This window comes from Acetobacter estunensis (assembly GCF_019083805.1).
In the GTDB taxonomy this organism is placed as follows: domain Bacteria; phylum Pseudomonadota; class Alphaproteobacteria; order Acetobacterales; family Acetobacteraceae; genus Acetobacter; species Acetobacter estunensis_A.
The window spans coordinates 211,607-231,028 of record NZ_JAHRDV010000001.1 but is presented as its reverse complement, the minus strand read 5'-3'; the positions used below and the strand labels follow the sequence as shown (position 1 = coordinate 231,028).

Below are 19,422 nucleotides of genomic sequence, written 5' to 3'. Positions count from 1 at the left end.
TGCCCGCAGGAAGCACGTGACCCGGATGTGACGGATCGAAGCGCGCCCCCGTGCGAGGGTAATCGACCGTGGAAACCTGGCGGATGCGCCGATCCATGCCAGAGCCTCTTTAGCGCGTTTCTTTAACCTCGCCGCAAGCCGGCCATACAAATCACGAGGTCCGTCCCTTTCGGGCGACGGAAAAGGCGTTATCGCGGAAGAGCGGGGTCGGCGTCAACTGCGCGACGGTCGGGGCGGTTGCGTGCTCAGGGCACAGGGCGCAGACAGGCGCGGCCGGTTGAGAAGCTGACGAGCGCGGGAGGCAGCGTTGTGATCGTGTTTGCCGATTTGAGCAGCGCCCGTCCGCCGTCTGACCAGCCGGCCAGTCCAATGGCGGGACGATCGAACGGACCGCTGACCCGAATGGGAATATCGAGTGCGAGTGCTGCCGCTGCCCGACTCTGAAACGCAAGATCGAAGCGACGGGCGACAAGGTCGAAGCGGGCCGCGCCCACAATGGAGCCGATACCCGTGCGGATACGCAGGGGCATCACCGTGCCGTTCCCCTGATGTAGGGTGAGGGCGCCGAGCAGACAGGTAACGGGTGTCGTGCCACCCTTGCGGCGGAAAAGCAGGCCGATATCGGTGGAGGCGACGCCGATGACTTCCTGCGCGATGGCACCTTCGTTCATTCCGGCAACCGCCTGAAGATCGGCGATCCGGGTGGCCTGATTGAGTGTGCGCACGCCTTGCGCGGTGACTGCGGCGCGCAGGGAAAGGCTCCCGTTGATGGGTATGGGCGCAAAACCGGCCTGCTTGCGGAAACGGTCGATGTCCGCGCGGGTGACATCCACATTGGCCTGAATGTCCGATCCGCGCGCGGCCGTGCGGATGATGCCCGAAGCCGCGATGTGACCACCCAGCCAGTCAAAGACGAGGGAAGGAACGTCCACCAGTCCGGGTTTCTGCACGAGTGCGACGGACGCATCGGTGAAGGTGAGGGCATTGTAACGCACATTCTTGGCGGAGAGCCGCACGTTCAGCAGGGGATCGGGTTTGGCGGGCGCAAGAAAAGGAATGTCCGTGTCCGGGCGAGACGGTTGCGCCGACTTCGTGGGCGAAATGAGAGCGTTGAGATCCAGCCGGGAAAAATCCATCGTGCCGCTGATGCGGTCGGGTGCACCTTTGCTGCCTTCCGAGAAGGTCACATCGGCATCCGTGATCGGACTGTCACCCAGATGACCATGCGTATGGCTCAGCTTCCAGTCATCGCCCGTGTGGATGAAGTGGCCGTCCAGAGCGAGGGCGAGGGGAAAGGTATCAGGCTTTTCTCCCGCAAACGCCATCAGGGGCGCCGATGTGGGGGTGTTCAGCCTGAGCGCGCCATCCACGCCGTCGAAATTGAGCAGATCTGTGGCGGTGCCGTTGAGATCGAGCGTCAGATCGCCGGACGTGGCGTGTAGATCGAGTGTGGCGGGGCGATTGCTCTGTCGCAGCGTCGTTATAGGCCCGAGTTGCGCAGTCAGGACGATGGGGGCGGCGTTGTAAGAACCGGATACGTTCATCCGCAGCGGCGCGTGATCGTCAGACGATACGAGCGTCACGTTGTCCAGTCCGATGCGATAGGAGTGTCCTTTCGCGGAACGGTAGATGACCTCGCTCTCATGAATGGTGGCCTGACGCAGGCCGGGAAATCCGCTCATGCCCGAGGATTTGGAAGCCGTATCAGGGTGAGAAGAAGGCGGGCCGAAACGCCAGTTGGGCGTGCGGTCGGGCGTGCGCTCGAACAGGCCCGAGAAGCGCGTGATGATGAGGTCGCGTGTTTCGATCGGACCATGCAGCAGTGAGGTCAGGCGGATATGCCCGTGCAGATGACCGAGCGTGATCATTTCGGGGCGGCTGCCGTGGGGAATGTTGCCGATGGAGACGTCGTCCATGTCCACTGTCAGCCATTGCCCGGGGGTGACATGGAGCGCGCCGATATGCACCGCACGTCCTGTTGCTGCGGCAAGTTTGCGTGTCGCAAATGTCCTCAGGTCCACCTGCCATAGGGCGAGCGTGGTTGTTGTCGCGGCGGCAAGGCCGAGGCCGAGAGTAATGAGAGCGATACGAGTGGATCGGCGCACGGCGACTACCTGCCTGTTAAAGGGATGTGCTTCTTGCCGTCAGACGGCAAAACACGAAACCCCTGTCAGACAGATTGCCGAGTGTTCCATTCGGCGTGGAGTGCGCTCAGGAAGAGCTGGGCGCCGGAAGTGATATAGGCGCGTGAGTCGTCTTCATTGATGTTCTTGATGACCAGTGCGTTGAGCATGAGTTCGCCCACGGTCATGCCAAACAACTGACGCGCACGCTGTTCAATGTCGGTTTCAGGGTGTCCCTGAGCGGCGCAATAGTCACGCAGCCAGCGTTTGAAGACATTCGTCTCCCCGCCATCCTTGAGCGACAGCATGATGTGACGGATATCTTCGGACTCGGAGGCACTGGCGATGATGGCGCGAATCAGCTCAATGGCCTCGGGACGGATCAGCCGTGCGGCGATATCCTGTAAAAGTCCGATCAGTTCATCCTCGGGTGTGGCCGCATCGACACGCACGCAAGGAGAAAAGCAGAACAGGCGGGCTCCGATAAGGGCGTGAAAGAGTTCCTGTTTGGAAGGGAAAAGCTGATAGAGCGTGCGCTTGGACATACCCGAACATTGGGCCACCTTGTCCATGGAAGCGGCCTGGTAACCATATGTCTGCAACACTTTGTCGGCCGCGCCGAGAATCTTCTCGCGACGTTCGCATTCCGCCATCTCGGGCGGACGCCCCGGCCCGCGTGCGGCGGCGCAGCAGTCGGTTTCATGAGGGATGCGCGCGTTCATGTCATCTTTCGTGTGCGCCATCGGAATGACCCTGTCCAGATGAGACAATGCGACGCTGCCATCTTGACCGTAGTTTTGGAAACTATGTAGTTTTAATTTCATCATGCAGCCGGATTCGTGGCGAGGTTCTCAGACGTGTCGGAGAATCCGGCGCGGGTTCGGCTTTTCTCTCCTTTGGTTGCCCGGGATGTGCTCGTGAAAAGACCTGTCTGTCTTCGCGCTTCGGCCACATGTGTTTCGATCGCGAGCCTGTTTTTGCTGGGAGCCTGCGGGCGCAAGGCACCTCCACCAGCCGCCGCTCCGCCGCAGAAGGTGGAGGTGCTAACCCTGCAACCGCAATCGGTGCAGGTTCACACCCAGTTGCCCGGTCGTATCTCGGCCTTCGAGATCGCCATGGTGCGCCCGCAGGTCAACGGCGTGATCCTCAAGCGCTATTTCGTCGAAGGCACGGATGTGAAGGCGGGGCAGCAGCTCTACCAGATCGATCCCAGTGCTTATCAGGCTGTCTATGACAGTGCGACCGGACAGCTTGCGCAGGCGAAAGCCAATGCCGTGACGGCGCGGGCCAAGCTGGAACGTTATGGGCCGCTCATGAAGGCGCATGCCGTCAGTAAGCAGGAATATGATGACGCGCTGGCGTCTTCCCGCGCAGCCGACGCTCAGATTCTCGTCGCGAAAGGGCAGGTAGAGGCCGCCGCCGTCAATCTGCGCTACACGCGCGTCAATTCTCCCATCGACGGGCGTATCGGTCGCTCTCTGCTGACGGTTGGCGCGTTGGCGACGGTGGGGCAGACGTCCAATCTGGCAGTCGTCACAAAGCTGGACCCGATTTACGTGGACGTGAACCTGCCGGCGATTTCGCTGCTGCGCATCCGCCGTGAGGTGGCCTCGGGGCGGATTCACACGAATCCCGATCATTCCGTGCCGGTGACGCTCCAGATGGAGGACGGTTCAACCTACGAATCTCCCGGCAAGATGCAGTTCAGCGAAGTGAACGTGGATCAGGACACCTCCACGGTCGTTGTGCGCGCCCTCTTCCCCAATCCTGACCGACTGTTGCTGCCGGGCATGTATGTGCATGCCACGCTCGATGAGGGCACGGACCCGGCGGCCATTCTGGTTCCCCAGCAGGCTGTGACCCGCAACAGTCACGGGGATCCGCAGGTCGTGGTGCTGGATGCGGACGACAAGGTGGCACAGCGTCCCATCACGACAGGGGCGACACAGGGGACGGACTGGGTGGTGACATCCGGGCTGAAGGCCGGTGATCGCGTCGTGGTCGTGGGTCTGCAAAAGATTCATCCGGGCCAGAAAGTGTCGCCCGTGCCTTTCTCTGATGCGGCTCCGGCCAGCGGAGCGAAGTAAGGCCCATGTCTCTCTCGCGCTTTTTCATCGACAGGCCGGTTTTCGCATGGGTGATCGGCCTGATCATCATGCTCGTCGGCGGTGTGGCCATCTTCCGGATGCCCATTGCCCAGTATCCGTCCATTGCACCGCCGCAGGTTGCCATTTCGGTGACCTATCCGGGAGCGTCGGCCGAGACGGTCAACAACACGGTGGTCCGTCCGATCCTCCAGCAGATGTTCGGGCTCGATCACCTCGAATACATCTCGGCGCAGTCTTATGCGTCCGGGCAGATGGAGATCGATCTCACTTTTGCGCAGGGCACCGATCCCGACATCGCGCAGGTACAGGTGCAGAACAAGCTCCAGCTTGCCGAGCCACGTCTGCCCACTGAAGTGACGGCGCAGGGCATCACGGTGGCCAAGGCCGTGAAAAACTTCATGATGGTCGTGGCCTTCATCTCAACCGATGGGTCCATGACGGCGCAGGACATTGCGGATTACGTGGCGTCCAACGTGTCCGATCCGCTCTCGCGTGTGTCGGGTGTGGGCGACCACACGCTGTTTGGCTCCGAATACGCCATGCGTATCTGGCTCAGCCCGCAGAAACTGTACAGCTACGGCCTGGCGGTAGGGGATGTGCAGACCGCCATCGAGGCGCAGAATCTTCAGGTGTCATCGGGTGAACTCGGTGGTCTACCAGCCAAGGCTGGAGCGCGTCTGGATGCGACCATTATCGGTCCCACACGTCTGACTTCGCCCGAGGAATTCGGCAATATCCTACTGAAAGTCATGCCCGATGGTGCGCAGGTGCGTGTGCGTGATGTCGGCAAGATCGAGTTCGGGGCGCAGAGCTACAACTTCAGCTCACTTTATAATGGTCAGCCAGCCGCGGGTATGGCGCTCAAACTGACGCCGGGCGCCAACCAGTTGACCACGGAAGCGGCGGTGCGCGCGGAAATCGCGCAGCTTGAGAAGTTCTACCCACCAGGGCTCAAGACGGTCTATCCGCTCGACACCAAGCCGTTCATCGTGCTGTCAATTGAGGAAGTGGTCATCACGCTGGCAGAGGCGATCGGTCTCGTCTTTCTCGTGATGCTGATCTTCCTGCAGAATTTTCGTGCAACACTCATTCCGACCATCGCCGTGCCGGTGGTTCTGTTGGGCACGTTCGGCATCCTTTCCGCACTCGGGTTCTCCATCAACACTTTGACCATGCTGGCCATGGTGCTGGCCGTGGGCCTTCTGGTCGATGACGCCATCGTGGTGGTGGAAAACGTCGAACGTGTGATGACGGAAAAGGGATTGTCTCCGCATGAAGCGGCGCGCGTCTCGATGGACGAGATATCGGGCGCACTGGTGGGGATCGTGCTGGTGCTGACCGCCGTGTTCCTGCCTATGGCAGCGTTCTCAGGCTCCACAGGCGTGATTTATCGCCAGTTCTCCATCACCATTGTCGCAGCCATGTGGCTATCGGTGCTGGTGGCCATGGTGATGACACCAGCGTTGTGCGCGACGATGCTCAAGCCGGGACAGCACGAAAAGACCAAGGGGCTGCCCGGATGGTTCAACCGGCAGTTCACACGCCTGACGAAAGGCTATCTGCATGGCGTGCAGTTCGTCATTGGCCACAGGCTCGTGTCATTGGTGGCGTTCGCCGCGCTGACAGGATGCGTGGTGTTCCTGTTCATGCGACTGCCGGGTGGATTTCTGCCCGATGAGGATCAGGGGCTGATCTTCGGTCAGGTGACGTTGCCGCCCGGATCGACGCAGGAGCAGACGGCGAAGGTCACGAAGAAGGTCTCCGACTACATTCTCAAGACCGAAGGCGACAACGTCGAGTCCGTCTATGTGATGAACGGGTTCAACTTCGCCGGGCAGGGACAGAGCGCGGGCGCGTTCTTCGTCAAGCTCAAGGATTGGGAGGTGCGTCCGAAGGCGAGTCAGGCGTCAACTGCCATTGCCAACCGCGTCATGATGCATTTCTGGGGAGACCCGGAGGCGCAGATTTTCGCCATCAATCCGCCCGCCGTGCTCGAACTGGGCAATGCCACGGGTTTCGATCTCGAACTGGAAGATCGCGGGCATGTCGGTCATGAGAAGCTACTTGCCGCGCGCAACATGGTTCTCGGTCTGGCCGCCAAGGACAAGCGCCTGATGGCGGTGCGTCCGAATGGCATGGAAGACGCGCCGCAATATCACCTCGATATCGACCGCGAAAAGGCCAATGCGCTGGGCGTGTCGGTGGCGGACATCAACACACTCGTCGAAGGGGCGCTTGGCTCGATTTATGTGAACCAGTTCATGCGCGACGACCGTGTAAAGCAGGTCTACATTCAGGGTGAGCCATCGGCGCGTATGCTGCCGATCGATCTCAACGCATGGTATCTGCGCAATACCAGCGGCACGATGGTGCCCTTCAACGCCATTGCGAGCGGTCACTGGATCACGGGTCCGCAGAAGGTGGAGGATTATAACGGCCTCAACGCCTTCGAGATCCTTGGACAGCCGTCCAGCGGTTACAGTTCGGGCGATTCCATCACAGCGATCGAGAGCATTCTGGCAAAACTGCCGGAGGGGATCGGGTATGAATGGACGGGTCTGTCCTTCGAACAGATGGCATCCGGTTCTTCAACCGGTCCGCTCTATGCGCTGGCAGCAACGGTCATTCTGCTCTGTCTCGCCGCTCTTTATGAAAGCTGGGCCATTCCCATTGCGGTGATTCTCGTCATTCCGTTGGGCGTCCTCGGTGCTATTGCCGCAACCCTGTGGCGCGACATGGACAACGACGTGTATTTCCAGGTCGGGCTGCTCACCACCGTGGGACTGGCGGTGAAAAACGCGATCCTGATCGTGGAGTTCGCCAAGGCCAATTTCGAGGGTGGACAATCGCTGGAAGAGGCAGTGCTCAATGCCGGTCGTGAGCGTCTGCGACCGATCCTCATGACGTCCATCGCCTTCGTGCTGGGTGTCTTTCCGCTCGCCATTGCCAGCGGCGCCGGATCGGCGGCGCGTGAAGCCATCGGCACGGCCGTTGTGGGCGGCATGCTCACGGCCACTTTTCTGGCCGTCTATTTCGTGCCGCTGTTCTTCGTGCTGGTGCTGCGCCTGTTCCGTGTGACGCGGATGTCGGAGCGTGGAGATGGTGGCGGACATCCGCCCGTTGCGGCCCCGGAGGCGAGTTGATGAACGTGGTCATGAAGAAGCACCGTCGTCCGGGATGCGGGGCGATGGTGGCGCTCGCGGGCGTCCTGCTGGCGGGTTGCACGATGGAGCCCACCTATCATCGTCCGGCACCACCGCTGGCAAAGACCTTTCCCAAGGCGCCCGACATGGGCACCAAGGATGCGAGCGCCAAGACAGACGCTGCGCTGCAGACGCCCGCTTCCGATATCGGCTGGCAGGATTTTTTCACGGATCCGCGCCTGAAGGCGTTGATTGGGATCGCGATGCGGGAGAACCGTGATCTGCGCTCGGCCGTCGCCAGTATCGCGCAGGCGGCTGGCCAGTACGATGTGCAACATGCCTCTCTGTTCCCCGCGATTGGGGCGACGGGAGCGGCGATGTACATGCAGCCATCGCAGACTGCCGGTTTCAGCTTTGCGCCGGGTGTCGGTGAAAACATCTCGACTTTCCGTTATTACACGGCCGGTATCGGTTTTTCGTCCTATGAGATCGATGTGTTCGGTCGCATCCGCAGTCTCTCGCATGCGTCTGCGGAAGCTGCTCTCAAGCAGGTGGCAACCGAGCGCGCGTTGCGGATCAGCATCGTCTCACAGGTGGCGAATGCCTATCTGGCGTGGCTGGGTGATCGGGAAGTGTTGCAGATCGCCAATGAGGCTGTAGCCAATCTTGAAGAAAATCTGCGCTTGATTCGTCTGCGTTACGACCATGGAGAAGAAAATCTCCTGACCGTGCAGCAGGCGCAGACTCAGGTGGATCAGGCTGCTCAACTCCGGGCGCAGCAGATGCGTTTGGTGGCGCAGGACGAAAACGCGATCACGCTGTTGATCGGCGCGCCCATTCCCGACACTCTCCCGCCACCGCGTCCGTTGGGTGAACAGACGCTGATGGCCGATGTGCCGGAAGGTCTTCCCTCCGATCTGTTGTATCGCAGGCCCGATATCATCGCGGCAGAACACGACCTGTTATCCGCCAATGCCAATATCGGTGCGGCGCGGGCGGCATTCTTTCCGAAATTCACGCTTACGGCAACCGATGGCCTGAGCAGTCTGATGTGGCATCGGCTGTTTACCGCGCCTGCGACCACATGGGGGCTTCAGCCCAACATCACGATCCCGATTTTCACTTGGGGACAAAACCGCGGGAATCTTGAAGTCGCGAAAGCCGAGCGTGACGTGAGGGTGGCGGCTTACGAAAAGGCCATTCAGACAGCGTTCAAGGAAGTGTCCGATACCTTGGTGGCGCGCCCGACCTATATGGAAGAAGCGCATCGCATGGACGATCTGGTTCATGCTTCCTCGGAGTCCTACCGACTTTCGCGGATGCGCTATGAGGCGGGAACGGATTCCTATCTCAATCAGCTCGTTGCGCAGAGGACGCTGCTTCAGGCGGAGCAATCCCGTGTCGCGGTGCTGGTGGCGCGCTATGAAAATCTTGTCACTTTCTATCGGGCACTCGGAGGCGGATGGAGCGAGAAAACCCTCCGCTCGCCTCGTGTTCCCGCGAAACTTTGAAGTTGAGGACGCACAGAAGGAGAGAGGGGGCCGATTGTCAGCTTGAGCCGGGAGGCTTATAAGCGAAGCCATGCGGGTGTAGTTCAATGGTAGAACGGCAGCTTCCCAAGCTGCATACAAGGGTTCGATTCCCTTCACCCGCTCCAGCGCCTTATTACGAAGTCCTCTCTAAATTGTGACCTCCTGTTCATCCCCTGTGGAATGGCTCCATGCCCTGCAGTGCGTTGCGTGGCGGGATTGCTTGGAGCAACATGCGGGCAAAGCAATCAGGAGCTTTCGATGATCCGTTTTTCCCTTCGCGCCCTTGCCGTTGCCACAGCGATTGCTGGTGCGTCGTCTTTCTCGTTCACGGCGGCCAATGCTGCCGAGCCGCCGGCTCCGACGGCTGGCAACCCGCCGTCGGCCGTGGCTTCGGCAAGTGATGTGGCGGCTGTCTCGCCCGCCAATCTGGCTGGTCTGCTGAATTACTGCATCATGACGGACCATATTTCGCATGAAGATGGCGATGCATTGCAGACGACGGTCAACGAGAAGACCAATGCCGTGCCCACCGACCAGCGTGGCAACATGGACTACGCTGTCGGCTCATCGGGGCAGTTCGAAATCAATGGCCAGCGCTCCACCATCACGTCACTTGAGCCCGACGCGCAGGGCCGTGTCTGTGGCGCCGTGCTGACACGCGCGAAGACGATCCAGTAAGTTCGGATTTCAATCTGTGTGAAAAGGCTCCGGAGCAGTCGTTCCGGGGCCTTTTTGTCTGGCCGGAAACTGCGGCTATTCGGCCACAGGGGCAAATCGCTGTTGGTCTCCGACGCTTTCCAGCCACATGGAAAGTGGGCGCACCCATAGCGTCTGATGGGTTTCGCTGCGATAAACGACCAGCCATTCTTCCGTCTCGCTGTGACGGGCCAGATGCAGGACCGTATACAGCCCGCCCTTGTAATGCCGGTACAGACCCGGTGGCAGGGCAGGGGGAGCATCGGATGTCATGGTGGTCCTTTCGCTGGATGGCGCGTTCTTTTCGCGCATTGGCCAATGAATGCACAGGAGTTTTCCGGTTTTGTCTCTGTCCCCGTTCATTTCCCGTTCTGCCGTCCTGCCGTCCACTCCGGTATCGCGTGCCGCCTGTGCCATCATGGGAATGCTCGGACTGGTGACATTCACGCTGCCGCCCGCGCAGGCCGCGACAGCGACCACGCATCATCGCGCCACGCATCGGCATGCGACGACGGCGGCTTCGGCGTCCGGTAATCCGGTGATCCTGACCTCCCAACCGGGCACGGAACTCGACAAGCAGGCGCGTCTGCTCAATGCCGAGGATATCGCGACGTCACGTCGTCACAAGGAAGAGCCGCTGGTCCTGATCGGCTCGGCCTCTCTTTCCACGCGCAAGGGGGAATCCGCTGCCCTGTTTGTGGAATTGCAGTCGGCAGCACTGTGCGGCTCGGCCGGTTGTTCGGCGGATGTCTATCTTCGCCAGAAGGGGGAGTGGGTGAAGATACTTGATTCCGTGAGTGGCGAGATTTCCGTGCTACCCACCAGTCATCGGGGCATGCATGACCTGATGATCGATGGCACGGACAAGTGGGTCTGGGACGGCTCGACCTATCAGGACACGATCGGGGCCGCGCCGATCGGCAATCTCCGCGGAGAGATCGAGCAGTTCCAGGAACAGAAGTCAGCTCATAAAAGTTCGACCAAAGGTCACTGAGCAGCACCGGCGTTCGTCAGGGATACATGGCCTGCCGCATCGCCTCGATGCGGCGGCTCATCGAGCGCTTGGTGATGGCCGCTCCGGTTTGAAGCTCGAAGGCGTGAAACGCGCCGGGAAAGACATCCAGTTCCACCGAAACGCGCGCCCGGATCAGCCGCAGCGCGTAATCGAGGTCTTCATCGAGGAACAGATCGAGCGTGCCCACACCGATATAGGCAGGCGGCAGATCGGCCAGACTGCTGGCGCGTGAAGGAGCGGCGAAAGGCGAGAGAGCCGTACCTCCCGGTTCCTGCCCAAGATAACAGCGCCACCCGAAATGGTTTTTCTCCCGTGTCCAGAGAAACTCGCCGGTCACGGGATTTGGGGAGGTGGCTGTGACCGTGCGGTCATCCAACATGGGGTATTGCAGGTTCTGGAAGGCCAGTGTTGGGCCGCCGCGCTGACGGACCAGAAGGGTCATCCCCGCAGCCAATCCACCGCCAGCACTTTCCCCGGCCACGCCAATGCGGGCGGGATCGATGCCAAGCGTCTCGGCGTTGTCTGCAGCCCATTTCAGGGCAGCATAGCAGTCATCCAGCGGCGCGGGAAAAGCGGCTTCAGGGGCAAGCCGGTAATCGACCGAGATCACCACGCAATCGAGTTCGTGTGCCCAGCGACGCAGCAAAGGCAGCATGGCCTCCGGCGTGCCCATGACAAAACCGCCACCATGAATGTGAAGGATGGCCGGTCGTGGAGAAAGCGCGGGGGGGGCGGTTGGGCGAGACACCAGCACGCGCACAGCCGGGTCATCGGCCAGTCCCGGAGCCTGCCGCACTTCGGTTGTGACGGAAAGAGTGTCCCGTTGCATGGGCGGCGGAACACGGCGGGCACGCGCGGCCTCAAGCGTGTCATCGTTCAGGATTTCCGGCGGGTCGAGCCGGTCCAGAAGCGGCAGAAGGTCCGGGTCCACGAGAGAGCGCGTGCTGATCGTCATGGAAGTCCTCCTGCCGTAATCTCGTGTGAAGCTCAGTCCTTCACACGTTCGATGTTCGCGCCACAGGCCGCAAGCTTCTTTTCGACGGCTTCATAACCACGGTCGAGGTGATAGACGCGGCTGAGGATCGTCTCGCCCCGGGCGGCAAGGCCTGCGAGAATGAGCGAGAAGGAGGCGCGCAGATCGGTCGCCATGACGGGGGCACCGGACAGAGTGTGCACACCACGAATGATGGCCGACGAGCCATGAACATTGATGCGTGCGCCCATGCGGTTGAGTTCCGGCACGTGCATGAAGCGGTTCTCGAAGATGGTCTCGGTGATCATCGACGCGCCTTCGGCCACGGCAAGAAGCGCCATGAACTGTGCCTGCATGTCGGTTGGGAAACCCGGATACGGCTCGGTCATGATGTCGATACCGCGCAGCGCACCCGTACGGCGCACACGCATGCCGTAGGATTCCTGCGTGACTTCCACGCCGGTTTCCTCCAGCGCGCGCACCACGGCGCCCAGATCGTCCACGCGGCCGCCGAGGAGTTTCAGGTCGCCCCCCGTGATGCCGGCGGCGCAGGCATAGGTGCCGCATTCGATGCGGTCCGGCATGATCCGGTGTTCCGCACCGTGCAGCGCTTCCACGCCATCGATGACGAGGGTACCGGTGCCCGAGCCTGTAATGCGTGCGCCCATGCTGTTGAGACACGCCACCAGATCACCGATTTCCGGTTCGCGGGCCGCGTTGACGATCTCGGTGCGCCCCTTGGCCAGTGTCGCGGCCATGAGCAGATTTTCAGTGGCGCCCACGGACGCGAATGGCAGGACAATGCGATCGCCTGTCAGCCCCTTGGGGGCTGTGGCGTTGATGTAGCCACCTTCCAGCCGGATTTTCGCTCCCAGAGCCTCCAGCCCCTTGAGGTGCATGTCCACCGGGCGCGTGCCGATGGCGCAGCCTCCGGGCAGCGAGACGCGAGCTTCTCCGCATCGGGCGAGCAAGGGGCCGAGGACGAGGATGGACGCACGCATCTTGGAGACGATGTCGTAGGGCGCCTCCGTACTGGTGATAGAGCCGCCAATGGCATAGGCGCTGCCGTCGCCGTTGAGGTCTTCCACGTTTATGCCGAGCTTGAGGAGCAGGGCCCGCATGGTGACAATGTCGGCAATGCGTGGGACGTTGGTCAGGATCAGGCGGTCATTGGTGAGCAGGCCCGCCACCATGAGCTTTAGGCCCGCGTTCTTCGCGCCGCCAATGGTGATCTCGCCGTGAAGGGGCTTTCCACCCCGAATGATGAAACGGTCCATGCGTCAGAGCCTCGGTGTCGTCACGCCGTGCTGGCGCATATATTTGCCCGCGCGGTCGGCGTAGCTGGTTTCGCAGGGCGATGCGCCCTGAAAGAAGAGGAACTGACAGATACCTTCATTTGCGTAAATGCGCGCGGGCAAAGGAGTGGTGTTGCTGATTTCGATCGTCACCTGTCCTTCCCATTCCGGCTCCAGCGGCGTCACGTTCACGATGATGCCGCAGCGGGCATAGGTGGACTTGCCAAGGCAGACGACCAGCGTATCGCGCGGAATGCGGAAATATTCGATGGTGTGTGCCAGTACGAAGCTGTTGGGTGGGATGACGCAGACATCGCCCTTGCGCGACACGAAGCTGTCGGGACTGAAGCATTTGGGGTCCACGATCGCGCCGTTGACGTCGGTGAAGATGCGGAAATCATCCGCCACGCGGGCGTCGTAGCCATAAGAAGACAGGCCATAGGAGATTACGCCGTCGCGTTTCTGGCACTCCACAAACGGTTCGATCATGTTGTCTTTGAGTGCTCTCTCACGGATCCATGTGTCAGGCATGATGGGCATCAGGGTGTCTCCGGGGCGTGAGAGGCTGGCGTAGGGGAAGGTGCTGTGTCGGCTTGACGCGCGCGGGCCTGTTCCTTGCGGCGTTTCAGGTTGGCCCGCAGAGCGGCGGCCTCATCCGCTCGTCTCTGTTGCAGTGCAGCTTCGGCCGCAGGCGTCAGGGAAGGCGAATGGGTGCGGTCTTGGGCTGTGCGGTCGTCACCGGCGGGCGGCATTCCAGATTCCCGTGTGAGAGGGCGGCGTTGGGAGAGCCGCTCCGAAACATGTCATCAGTGGAGGCGGTTCTTATAACACCCGCGGCAGGACTGCCAGCATGCTCGGCGCAATTGCTTCCTGAACGCGCGGCCAGAAGGGTGTGAGGCGTGAAACTCTGAACAGATACATGCGTTTGGACTGCGTATCGAGTTTGTAAAAGGTAAGAGTGACATGGGGAACGGTTCAGGTATGCGTGGCATCAAGCGGGTTGCAGGAGCGATGCTGGCATCCGCCATGATGCTGGGGTTGGCGGGCTGCAACACTGTCGCCGGAGCCGGACGGGATGTGAGTTCCGTCGGTCATAACGTGTCGCGTGGCGCAACGGCGACGCAGCAGGGTATTTCGAATGCCACAGGTAGTTCGACGCACTGAGGGGCTTAACGCTTCCGCTCAGCCATTTTTTGAATGAAGGAGTGGACGGTGTGGGAGAAAGTGGAATGCGCGGGTGGATCAAGAGCTTGATGCCAACTGTGGCGGTCTTGGGAGGCTTTTTTGTCCAGACGACCTCTGCACAGGCGGCTCCGCCGTTTTCGGTGCACACTGTTGCCGCTCAGGACGCAGAGGAAGCGGAAGTCGATCGTCTGAATACCGCCCAGATCGGCACTGCCTATAAGGGGCCGGTGTATTATCCGGGGCAGCCCATTCCTCCAGCTCATCCCGTGCAACTGGAAAATCAGGGGCAACCGGCTTCGATCGGCAGTCTGCCTGCGCAGTCACCCACAGTCGCTCCGAAACCGGTCGCTGGAAGCAATTCCTATCACGGGGCGCTGTATTATCCTTCTCAGGCTTATCCCGCTCTTCCTTCCGTCCGGTAAGCCATCGGATATGCAGCGAATGCTGTTTTTGCGGGACGTCGGTGCTGTCTGTTTTGTCGCATGGGGGTGACGTTCGGGCATTGGAGCGGTGAGGAGAGCGGTCACCCATTTCTGACTTTTGAGAATGGCATGAAAGCGGGGTTTTCCGGCTTTCCGGGCTGGTTTCTCAAAGGGGGAAATGCCACAAGACTGCCTGAATGAATCCATATCTTCAGAATGATATGCTCAAAGGCGGGCGTTGCGGTTTCGTAATGGCGAATCGCGGTGGGAGACGGAAAGGGGCGACCGAATGGAAGTGACGGGTCTGGCGGCAGTACTGCTTGCGACAGCGCTGCTGCTGGTGATCGTCAGTGCTGTCCAGCCGGTGGCCCGCCGGCTGGAGGTCTCGGAAACGGTTCTTCTGGCGCTTGTCGGCATCGTGATCGGCGGCGGCGCGGATCTTGTCATCCGCAGCACCTACACGGATCGGCTGGCCGGGGTGGCAGGCAGCGCAATCAACGGTGTAGCGGAGACGCTGCTCGATTTTCCTGTCAGCAGCGAAGTCTTCCTTCTGGTGTTCCTGCCTGTCCTTGTCTTTCAGGGGGCGCTGGTCATTGACGTGCGCCGTCTGGCGGATGAGGCGGCAACCGTGCTTCTGCTCGCAGTCGTGGCGGTCATTGTCTCGACCGCCACTATCGGGCTGGCGCTGCTGCCCTTTGCCCAGATGCCGCTGATCGTATGTCTGCTTCTCGGCTCCATCGTGGCGACGACCGATCCGTCCGCGGTGGCGGGCATCTTCCGCGATATCGGGGCGTCGGCTCGCCTGACCCGTCTGGTGGAAGGCGAAGCCCTTCTGAACGATGCCGCTGCCATTTCCATTTTCGCGGTGCTGCTGGATGCGGTGACATCGCACCAGACCATCCATGTCGGCAGCGTGGCGTTGTCTTTCGTCATTTCCTTCGTGGGTGCGATTCTGGTGGGCATCGCAGGCGCGCGGCTGATGCTCTACATGATCGCTGTGCTGGGAAATGCTCCCGCCGCCGAAACCACGCTGACAGTGGCGCTGCCCTACATTGTGTACATTCTCTGTGACGAGGTGATCGGCATTTCCGGCGTCGTGGCGACAGCAGCGGCCGGTCTGACGCTGTCTCTTTACGGCCCCTCCACGTTTCGGCCGCAAACATGGCGGTTCCTCAATGAACTGTGGCAGCAACTGGTGTTCTGGGCCGGGTCGCTGGTGTTCGTGTTGGCGTCGATGCTGATTCCGCGTCTGCTGGTGGGCATGACGCGCTGGGACATCGTGCTGATCTTGATCGCCAGCGTGGCCGGGCTTGTGGCGCGTGGCATGGTCGTGTTCGGCCTGCTTCCTATCCTCGCCATGACGCGGCTTGCCCCGCCGGTGCCCACGCCCTTCAAGGTGACAATGGTGTGGGGTGGTTTGCGCGGCGCGATCACGCTCGCTCTGGCTCTGGCCGTGACCGAGAACCAGCACGTTTCCACCCCGGTCGCGCACTTCATCGGCATCATCGCGACGGGATTCGTGCTCATCACGCTGCTGGTCAACGGCACGACGCTGCGCTCGGTGGTTCTGTTCTTCCGGCTCGACCAGCTTTCGCCCATGGATCAGGCCCAGCGTCATCAGATTCTCAGCATCGCGCTTGAGAAGGTGGCGGGAAAGGCGAAGGAAGCGGGTGAGGAACTCGGCTTTTCTGCGGATGCGACGCGCTCGGTGGTGGATGCGCTGGAAGTGCGCAGTCACGAGGAGCAGTCGGTCAACACCTTCGACACCGATCTGGGGGACCGCCAGCGCATCACGCTCGCGCTCATCACGATTGCCAATCAGGAGCGCTCGATCCTGCTGGATCTGTTCCGGATTCAGGGACTGTCGCGAGCGGTGATGGAAAACCTTCTGCGCACGGCGGATGCGATGGTAGATGGCGCGCGGCTGGAAGGGCGGTTCGGTTACACGAAGGCTTTGCGTCGCCGCCTTCAGCCGTCGCTGAAGTTCCGTATCGCGCAGGAAATCCACAATCGCTTCCATTACGACCGTCCGCTGATGAGTTGCATGGCGGAACGGTTCGAAATGCTGATGGTGGCGCATCTCGTGTCCATCTCGCTCAACCGTTTTCTGCAGGAACGGATGGAGCCGATGCTCGGTTCCCGTGTGAGCGAGATCGTGGTTGAGATTCTAGCTCGGCAGCGCAAGATGCTCAACGAGGCACTGTCCACCTTGCGTCTGCATTATCCGGGTTATGCCGAAGCGCTTGAGAACCGGATTTTTCGCCAGATTGTGCTGCGGCTGGAGAATCAGGAGTTCGACACGTTGCACTCGGAATCTCTCATCAGTGATGAGTTGTTCCGAGAACTGCATCGTGATGTGGAGCGTCGTCGTCAGCGGCTGGATCGCCCGATGACGTTCAATCTGCGCAACAATGTCGAGGCACGTCTTCGCCATGCTGCGGTTTTCGAGGGGCTGCCGACTGCGGCCCTGCACGATCTTGCGATGACCACCTCGTTGCGTTTTCCTTCGCCGGGGCAGGTCATTCTCAAACGCGGGCACAAAGTTCATTCGGTCTTTTTTGTGAGCGCCGGTCTGGCGGAGATGCATCTGCCCGAACAGGACATCCGATATGGGGCGGGCGATCTGATCGGTGCGACCGAGGCGATGGAAAATCGTCCCATGCCGGGGAGCGTGCGCGCTCTGCGTTTCAGCCATATGCTGGTGATCTCGGCGGCGCGCTTTGCCCGATTGATCGAGGATTATCCGGTTGTCCGCGCAAACCTGCAAAAGCTGCGTTTTCAGGCGGAGGAAAAGGAACCCGATCCGGAGAATATGGACGGGACCGATGAGGAGGCTGCGGATGCTTCCATCATGCTCGACAGCAACCTGTCACAGGTTGGGAGAGAGTAAGCTCCCTGTGTGGTGAGGGATGGGGGGATCATTTAGGTGAAAATGTCGCATCACTGGATTTCAGATTTTTCTGAAAATTTGTGAGCAGAGGGAAGATAATACGTCTTCCTTCATGACCATGTGCCGATGAAAAACATGAGGCCACGGGCGGAAGTGCAAGACGCGCTTCCAACCCGCAGGTGAGTAACGTGCCACGCATTGACGGTTAGTCGGAAAGAGATGGTGGGAGCGACCGACTGGTTGGCACAAGCCTCACCGAGCCACGCTGATTGTCTTAGACAAAAAGAAGCAAAGCATCTGTGACGCTCTTCATAAGGTAAAGCGCCACAGATCTCGTGTCCGGTTTACCCGACAGGTAGAGCCATCTCTTCGGGAAGAGCCTCGTGTAATGGCAGAGTGCGTAGATCGGCCTCACTTTGGACGATGGCAGTTTTCTCGGCTTGCAAGTCAATGGAGCGGCTCATCAGCGCATAGGCGGTGCCCGCCACGACCAGTCCGACCAGCCAGCCGATATCCACGTCCCCAAGGGCTTTGGCGATTGGACCTGTGTAGAGACCGGGCAGCACAAAGAACGGCACAGTGGCGAGAAAGCCGAGCACATAGGCCGCAATCCCGCGCCATTCCCAGTTTCCGTAAATGCCGCCGGGAATGAACAGGTTGGTGATGGCGTAATGCCCGCGACGGACCAGGAAATAGTCCACGAGATTCACGGCTGTCCACGGCACCAGCAGGTAGAGCATGATGGTCAGTGTGGCGAAGAGAAGGTCGATGGCATTGTCCGGACAGAGCAGCGAAATCCACGTCCATGCCACGGCAAGGATCACAAGGGTGACGATGCGCGCGCTGCGTGTGGGGCGCAGCGGGAAAAAGGCATCCACGCCCGTCAGCACGGTCAGCATGCAGCTATAGGCGTTCAGGCCCATCGTTGCGATCATTGCACTGATGGAGCCGAGCGCCATGAGTGCGCCAAAACCGGGCAGGATGGCGTTTCCGGCATCGTGCAGAGCCACCAGACCGTCGGACGCGCCCATGCGGGTGGCCAGCCAAGCGCCAAGAATGATGAGCCAGATGGCGGAACTGGAAGCGCCGAACATCACCGCCATGATGATGGAAGCAGGCCGTGTGTTGCGTGGGAGATAACGCGAATAGTCCGAAACATAGGGCGCGTAGGTGATGTTGTAGCTTGCACTGGCGGCGATCTGGCCGACGAACGCCACCCATGAAAATCCGCCCAGAGTGGGTGTCGTGCCGCCTGCGTGGCCGGTGAGGATGGCGATGGTAAGAATGGTGTAGAGCGGCAGACAGGCGATGAAGCAGAGCTTGAAGATCCGGTGCAGCCAGTCATGACCGTAGATGGCGAGAAGTGTGGCGGTCACGGTCAGGACAAGACCCACAACGGTTGCGTTCCATCCGAAAATGCCGTGCAGCCCGCCTGAAACGAGCACGACATCCACCACGTTGAAGCCAAGGAACGTGACGAGTGTGCCCAAAAGCACCAGCGTCACACCACGATAGCCGAACTGGGCGCGGGACTGGATCATCTGGGGCAGGCCGAGTTCCGCGCCCTGCGAGGCATGGAACGCCATGAACAGCGTGCCGAACAAAATGCCGATGACCGCCGCCAGTGCGGTGTAGCCCAGTGATAGGCCCATGCTGGGACCGACAAAACCGATGGCAATGGTGAAGAACTGAAAGTTGCCGAGAAACCAGAAAGGCCCCTGATCGGCGACACGACCATGCCGCTCGCTTTCGGGGACATAATCGATGGAGCGGGCTTCTATGCTGCTCAATCCGAGGGAAGCGCTGCGGTCACGCTCTGCGCTGGCGGTGGTCATACTAAGGGTCTCCGCGGTTGGCGCGTCATGAAAAAGGAACGGATCACCCGCATCGGGTGACAACGGATCGACCCGGATCGATGTTTCGGGGCGTGCGGGGGTGCCCAGGTTGCGCTGTGTCATGTGAAAAGCGAGCGGGCGGCCCATGGTCATCTCCCGTGTCATGACATGTCCGTGGAGAAAGCATCATGATGCCTCACCATAT

At 60.6% G+C, this 19,422-nt stretch carries 16 protein-coding genes, 1 tRNA gene and 1 riboswitch; of the genes, 9 read left to right on the top strand and 8 right to left on the bottom strand.

All coding sequences use genetic code 11. The annotated features are described in order from the left end of the window. Nucleotides 1–88 precede the first annotated feature (88 nt). Nucleotides 89–168, bottom strand: a riboswitch (SAM riboswitch). A gap of 77 nt (nt 169–245) precedes the next feature. Continuing rightward, nucleotides 246–2,105 carry an AsmA family protein gene (locus KUA11_RS17795; protein ID WP_217408842.1) on the bottom strand — a complete coding sequence of 620 codons (1,860 nt, stop codon included), beginning with the start codon at nt 2,103–2,105 and terminating at the stop codon, nt 246–248. Nucleotides 2,106–2,170: 65 nt separating this feature from the next. Then, the gene (locus KUA11_RS01215) at nt 2,171–2,845 is read right to left on the bottom strand and encodes a TetR/AcrR family transcriptional regulator (protein WP_217408841.1); all 675 of its coding nucleotides are present in this window, start codon (nt 2,843–2,845) and stop codon (nt 2,171–2,173) included. Nucleotides 2,846–3,040: 195 nt separating this feature from the next. Between KUA11_RS01215 and KUA11_RS01210 the strand changes: the two genes are divergently transcribed. The 5 genes from KUA11_RS01210 to KUA11_RS01190 all read left to right on the top strand — a co-directional run bounded on the left by KUA11_RS01210 (nt 3,041) and on the right by KUA11_RS01190 (nt 9,584). Then, nucleotides 3,041–4,210 carry an efflux RND transporter periplasmic adaptor subunit gene (locus KUA11_RS01210; protein ID WP_408744129.1) on the top strand — a complete coding sequence of 390 codons (1,170 nt, stop codon included), beginning with the start codon at nt 3,041–3,043 and terminating at the stop codon, nt 4,208–4,210. A 5-nt stretch (nt 4,211–4,215) separates the two neighbouring features. Beyond that, entirely contained in the window at nt 4,216–7,374 is a 3,159-nt protein-coding gene (locus KUA11_RS01205; protein ID WP_217408840.1) for an efflux RND transporter permease subunit, read from the top strand. After that, nucleotides 7,374–8,885 (top strand): efflux transporter outer membrane subunit, encoded by a 1,512-nt coding sequence (locus KUA11_RS01200; RefSeq protein ID WP_254454599.1) that lies wholly within the window; start codon nt 7,374–7,376, stop codon nt 8,883–8,885. Before KUA11_RS01205 ends, KUA11_RS01200 begins: the two co-directional genes overlap by 1 nt. A gap of 72 nt (nt 8,886–8,957) precedes the next feature. Beyond that, a tRNA-Gly gene (locus KUA11_RS01195) sits at nt 8,958–9,031 on the top strand. Between the two features lie 133 nt (nt 9,032–9,164). Then, nucleotides 9,165–9,584: an alcohol dehydrogenase gene (locus tag KUA11_RS01190; protein WP_217408839.1), complete on the top strand. Its 420-nt coding sequence runs from the start codon at nt 9,165–9,167 to the stop codon at nt 9,582–9,584. A gap of 75 nt (nt 9,585–9,659) precedes the next feature. Here the strand turns inward: KUA11_RS01190 and KUA11_RS01185 are convergent, their stop codons facing one another. Continuing rightward, the gene (locus KUA11_RS01185; protein WP_254454598.1) at nt 9,660–9,875 is read right to left on the bottom strand and encodes a DUF1653 domain-containing protein; all 216 of its coding nucleotides are present in this window, start codon (nt 9,873–9,875) and stop codon (nt 9,660–9,662) included. 145 nt (nt 9,876–10,020) lie between these two features. Between KUA11_RS01185 and KUA11_RS01180 the strand changes: the two genes are divergently transcribed. Further along, nucleotides 10,021–10,596: a hypothetical protein gene (locus KUA11_RS01180; RefSeq protein ID WP_408744132.1), complete on the top strand. Its 576-nt coding sequence runs from the start codon at nt 10,021–10,023 to the stop codon at nt 10,594–10,596. Between the two features lie 16 nt (nt 10,597–10,612). Here the strand turns inward: KUA11_RS01180 and KUA11_RS01175 are convergent, their stop codons facing one another. The 4 genes from KUA11_RS01175 to KUA11_RS01160 are packed head-to-tail and all read right to left on the bottom strand — an operon-like array spanning nt 10,613 to nt 13,637. Beyond that, the gene (locus KUA11_RS01175) at nt 10,613–11,572 is read right to left on the bottom strand and encodes an alpha/beta hydrolase (RefSeq protein WP_254454596.1); all 960 of its coding nucleotides are present in this window, start codon (nt 11,570–11,572) and stop codon (nt 10,613–10,615) included. Nucleotides 11,573–11,604: 32 nt separating this feature from the next. Continuing rightward, the gene (gene murA / locus KUA11_RS01170) at nt 11,605–12,867 is read right to left on the bottom strand and encodes a UDP-N-acetylglucosamine 1-carboxyvinyltransferase (RefSeq protein ID WP_217408836.1); all 1,263 of its coding nucleotides are present in this window, start codon (nt 12,865–12,867) and stop codon (nt 11,605–11,607) included. A gap of 3 nt (nt 12,868–12,870) precedes the next feature. Further along, entirely contained in the window at nt 12,871–13,425 is a 555-nt protein-coding gene (dcd, locus tag KUA11_RS01165; protein WP_217408835.1) for a dCTP deaminase, read from the bottom strand. Then, a complete protein-coding gene (locus tag KUA11_RS01160; RefSeq protein WP_166313391.1) occupies nt 13,425–13,637 on the bottom strand; it encodes a hypothetical protein in 213 nt (70 codons plus the stop codon). The genes dcd and KUA11_RS01160 overlap by 1 nt, the downstream gene beginning before the upstream one ends. A 211-nt stretch (nt 13,638–13,848) precedes the next feature. Between KUA11_RS01160 and KUA11_RS01155 the strand changes: the two genes are divergently transcribed. The 3 genes from KUA11_RS01155 (at nt 13,849) to KUA11_RS01145 (ending at nt 17,382) form a co-directional block, all read left to right on the top strand. Continuing rightward, complete coding sequence (locus KUA11_RS01155) at nt 13,849–14,049, top strand: entericidin A/B family lipoprotein (RefSeq protein ID WP_254454595.1); 201 nt, start codon at nt 13,849–13,851, stop codon at nt 14,047–14,049. 50 nt (nt 14,050–14,099) lie between these two features. Beyond that, nucleotides 14,100–14,492, top strand: a complete 393-nt coding sequence (locus tag KUA11_RS01150; RefSeq protein WP_217408834.1) for a hypothetical protein — start codon at nt 14,100–14,102, stop codon at nt 14,490–14,492. Nucleotides 14,493–14,781: 289 nt separating this feature from the next. Then, entirely contained in the window at nt 14,782–17,382 is a 2,601-nt protein-coding gene (locus KUA11_RS01145) for a cation:proton antiporter (RefSeq protein ID WP_217408833.1), read from the top strand. Between the two features lie 344 nt (nt 17,383–17,726). Here the strand turns inward: KUA11_RS01145 and KUA11_RS01140 are convergent, their stop codons facing one another. Beyond that, complete coding sequence (locus KUA11_RS01140) at nt 17,727–19,382, bottom strand: purine-cytosine permease family protein (RefSeq protein WP_254454594.1); 1,656 nt, start codon at nt 19,380–19,382, stop codon at nt 17,727–17,729. Between the last annotated feature and the right edge of the window lie 40 nt (nt 19,383–19,422).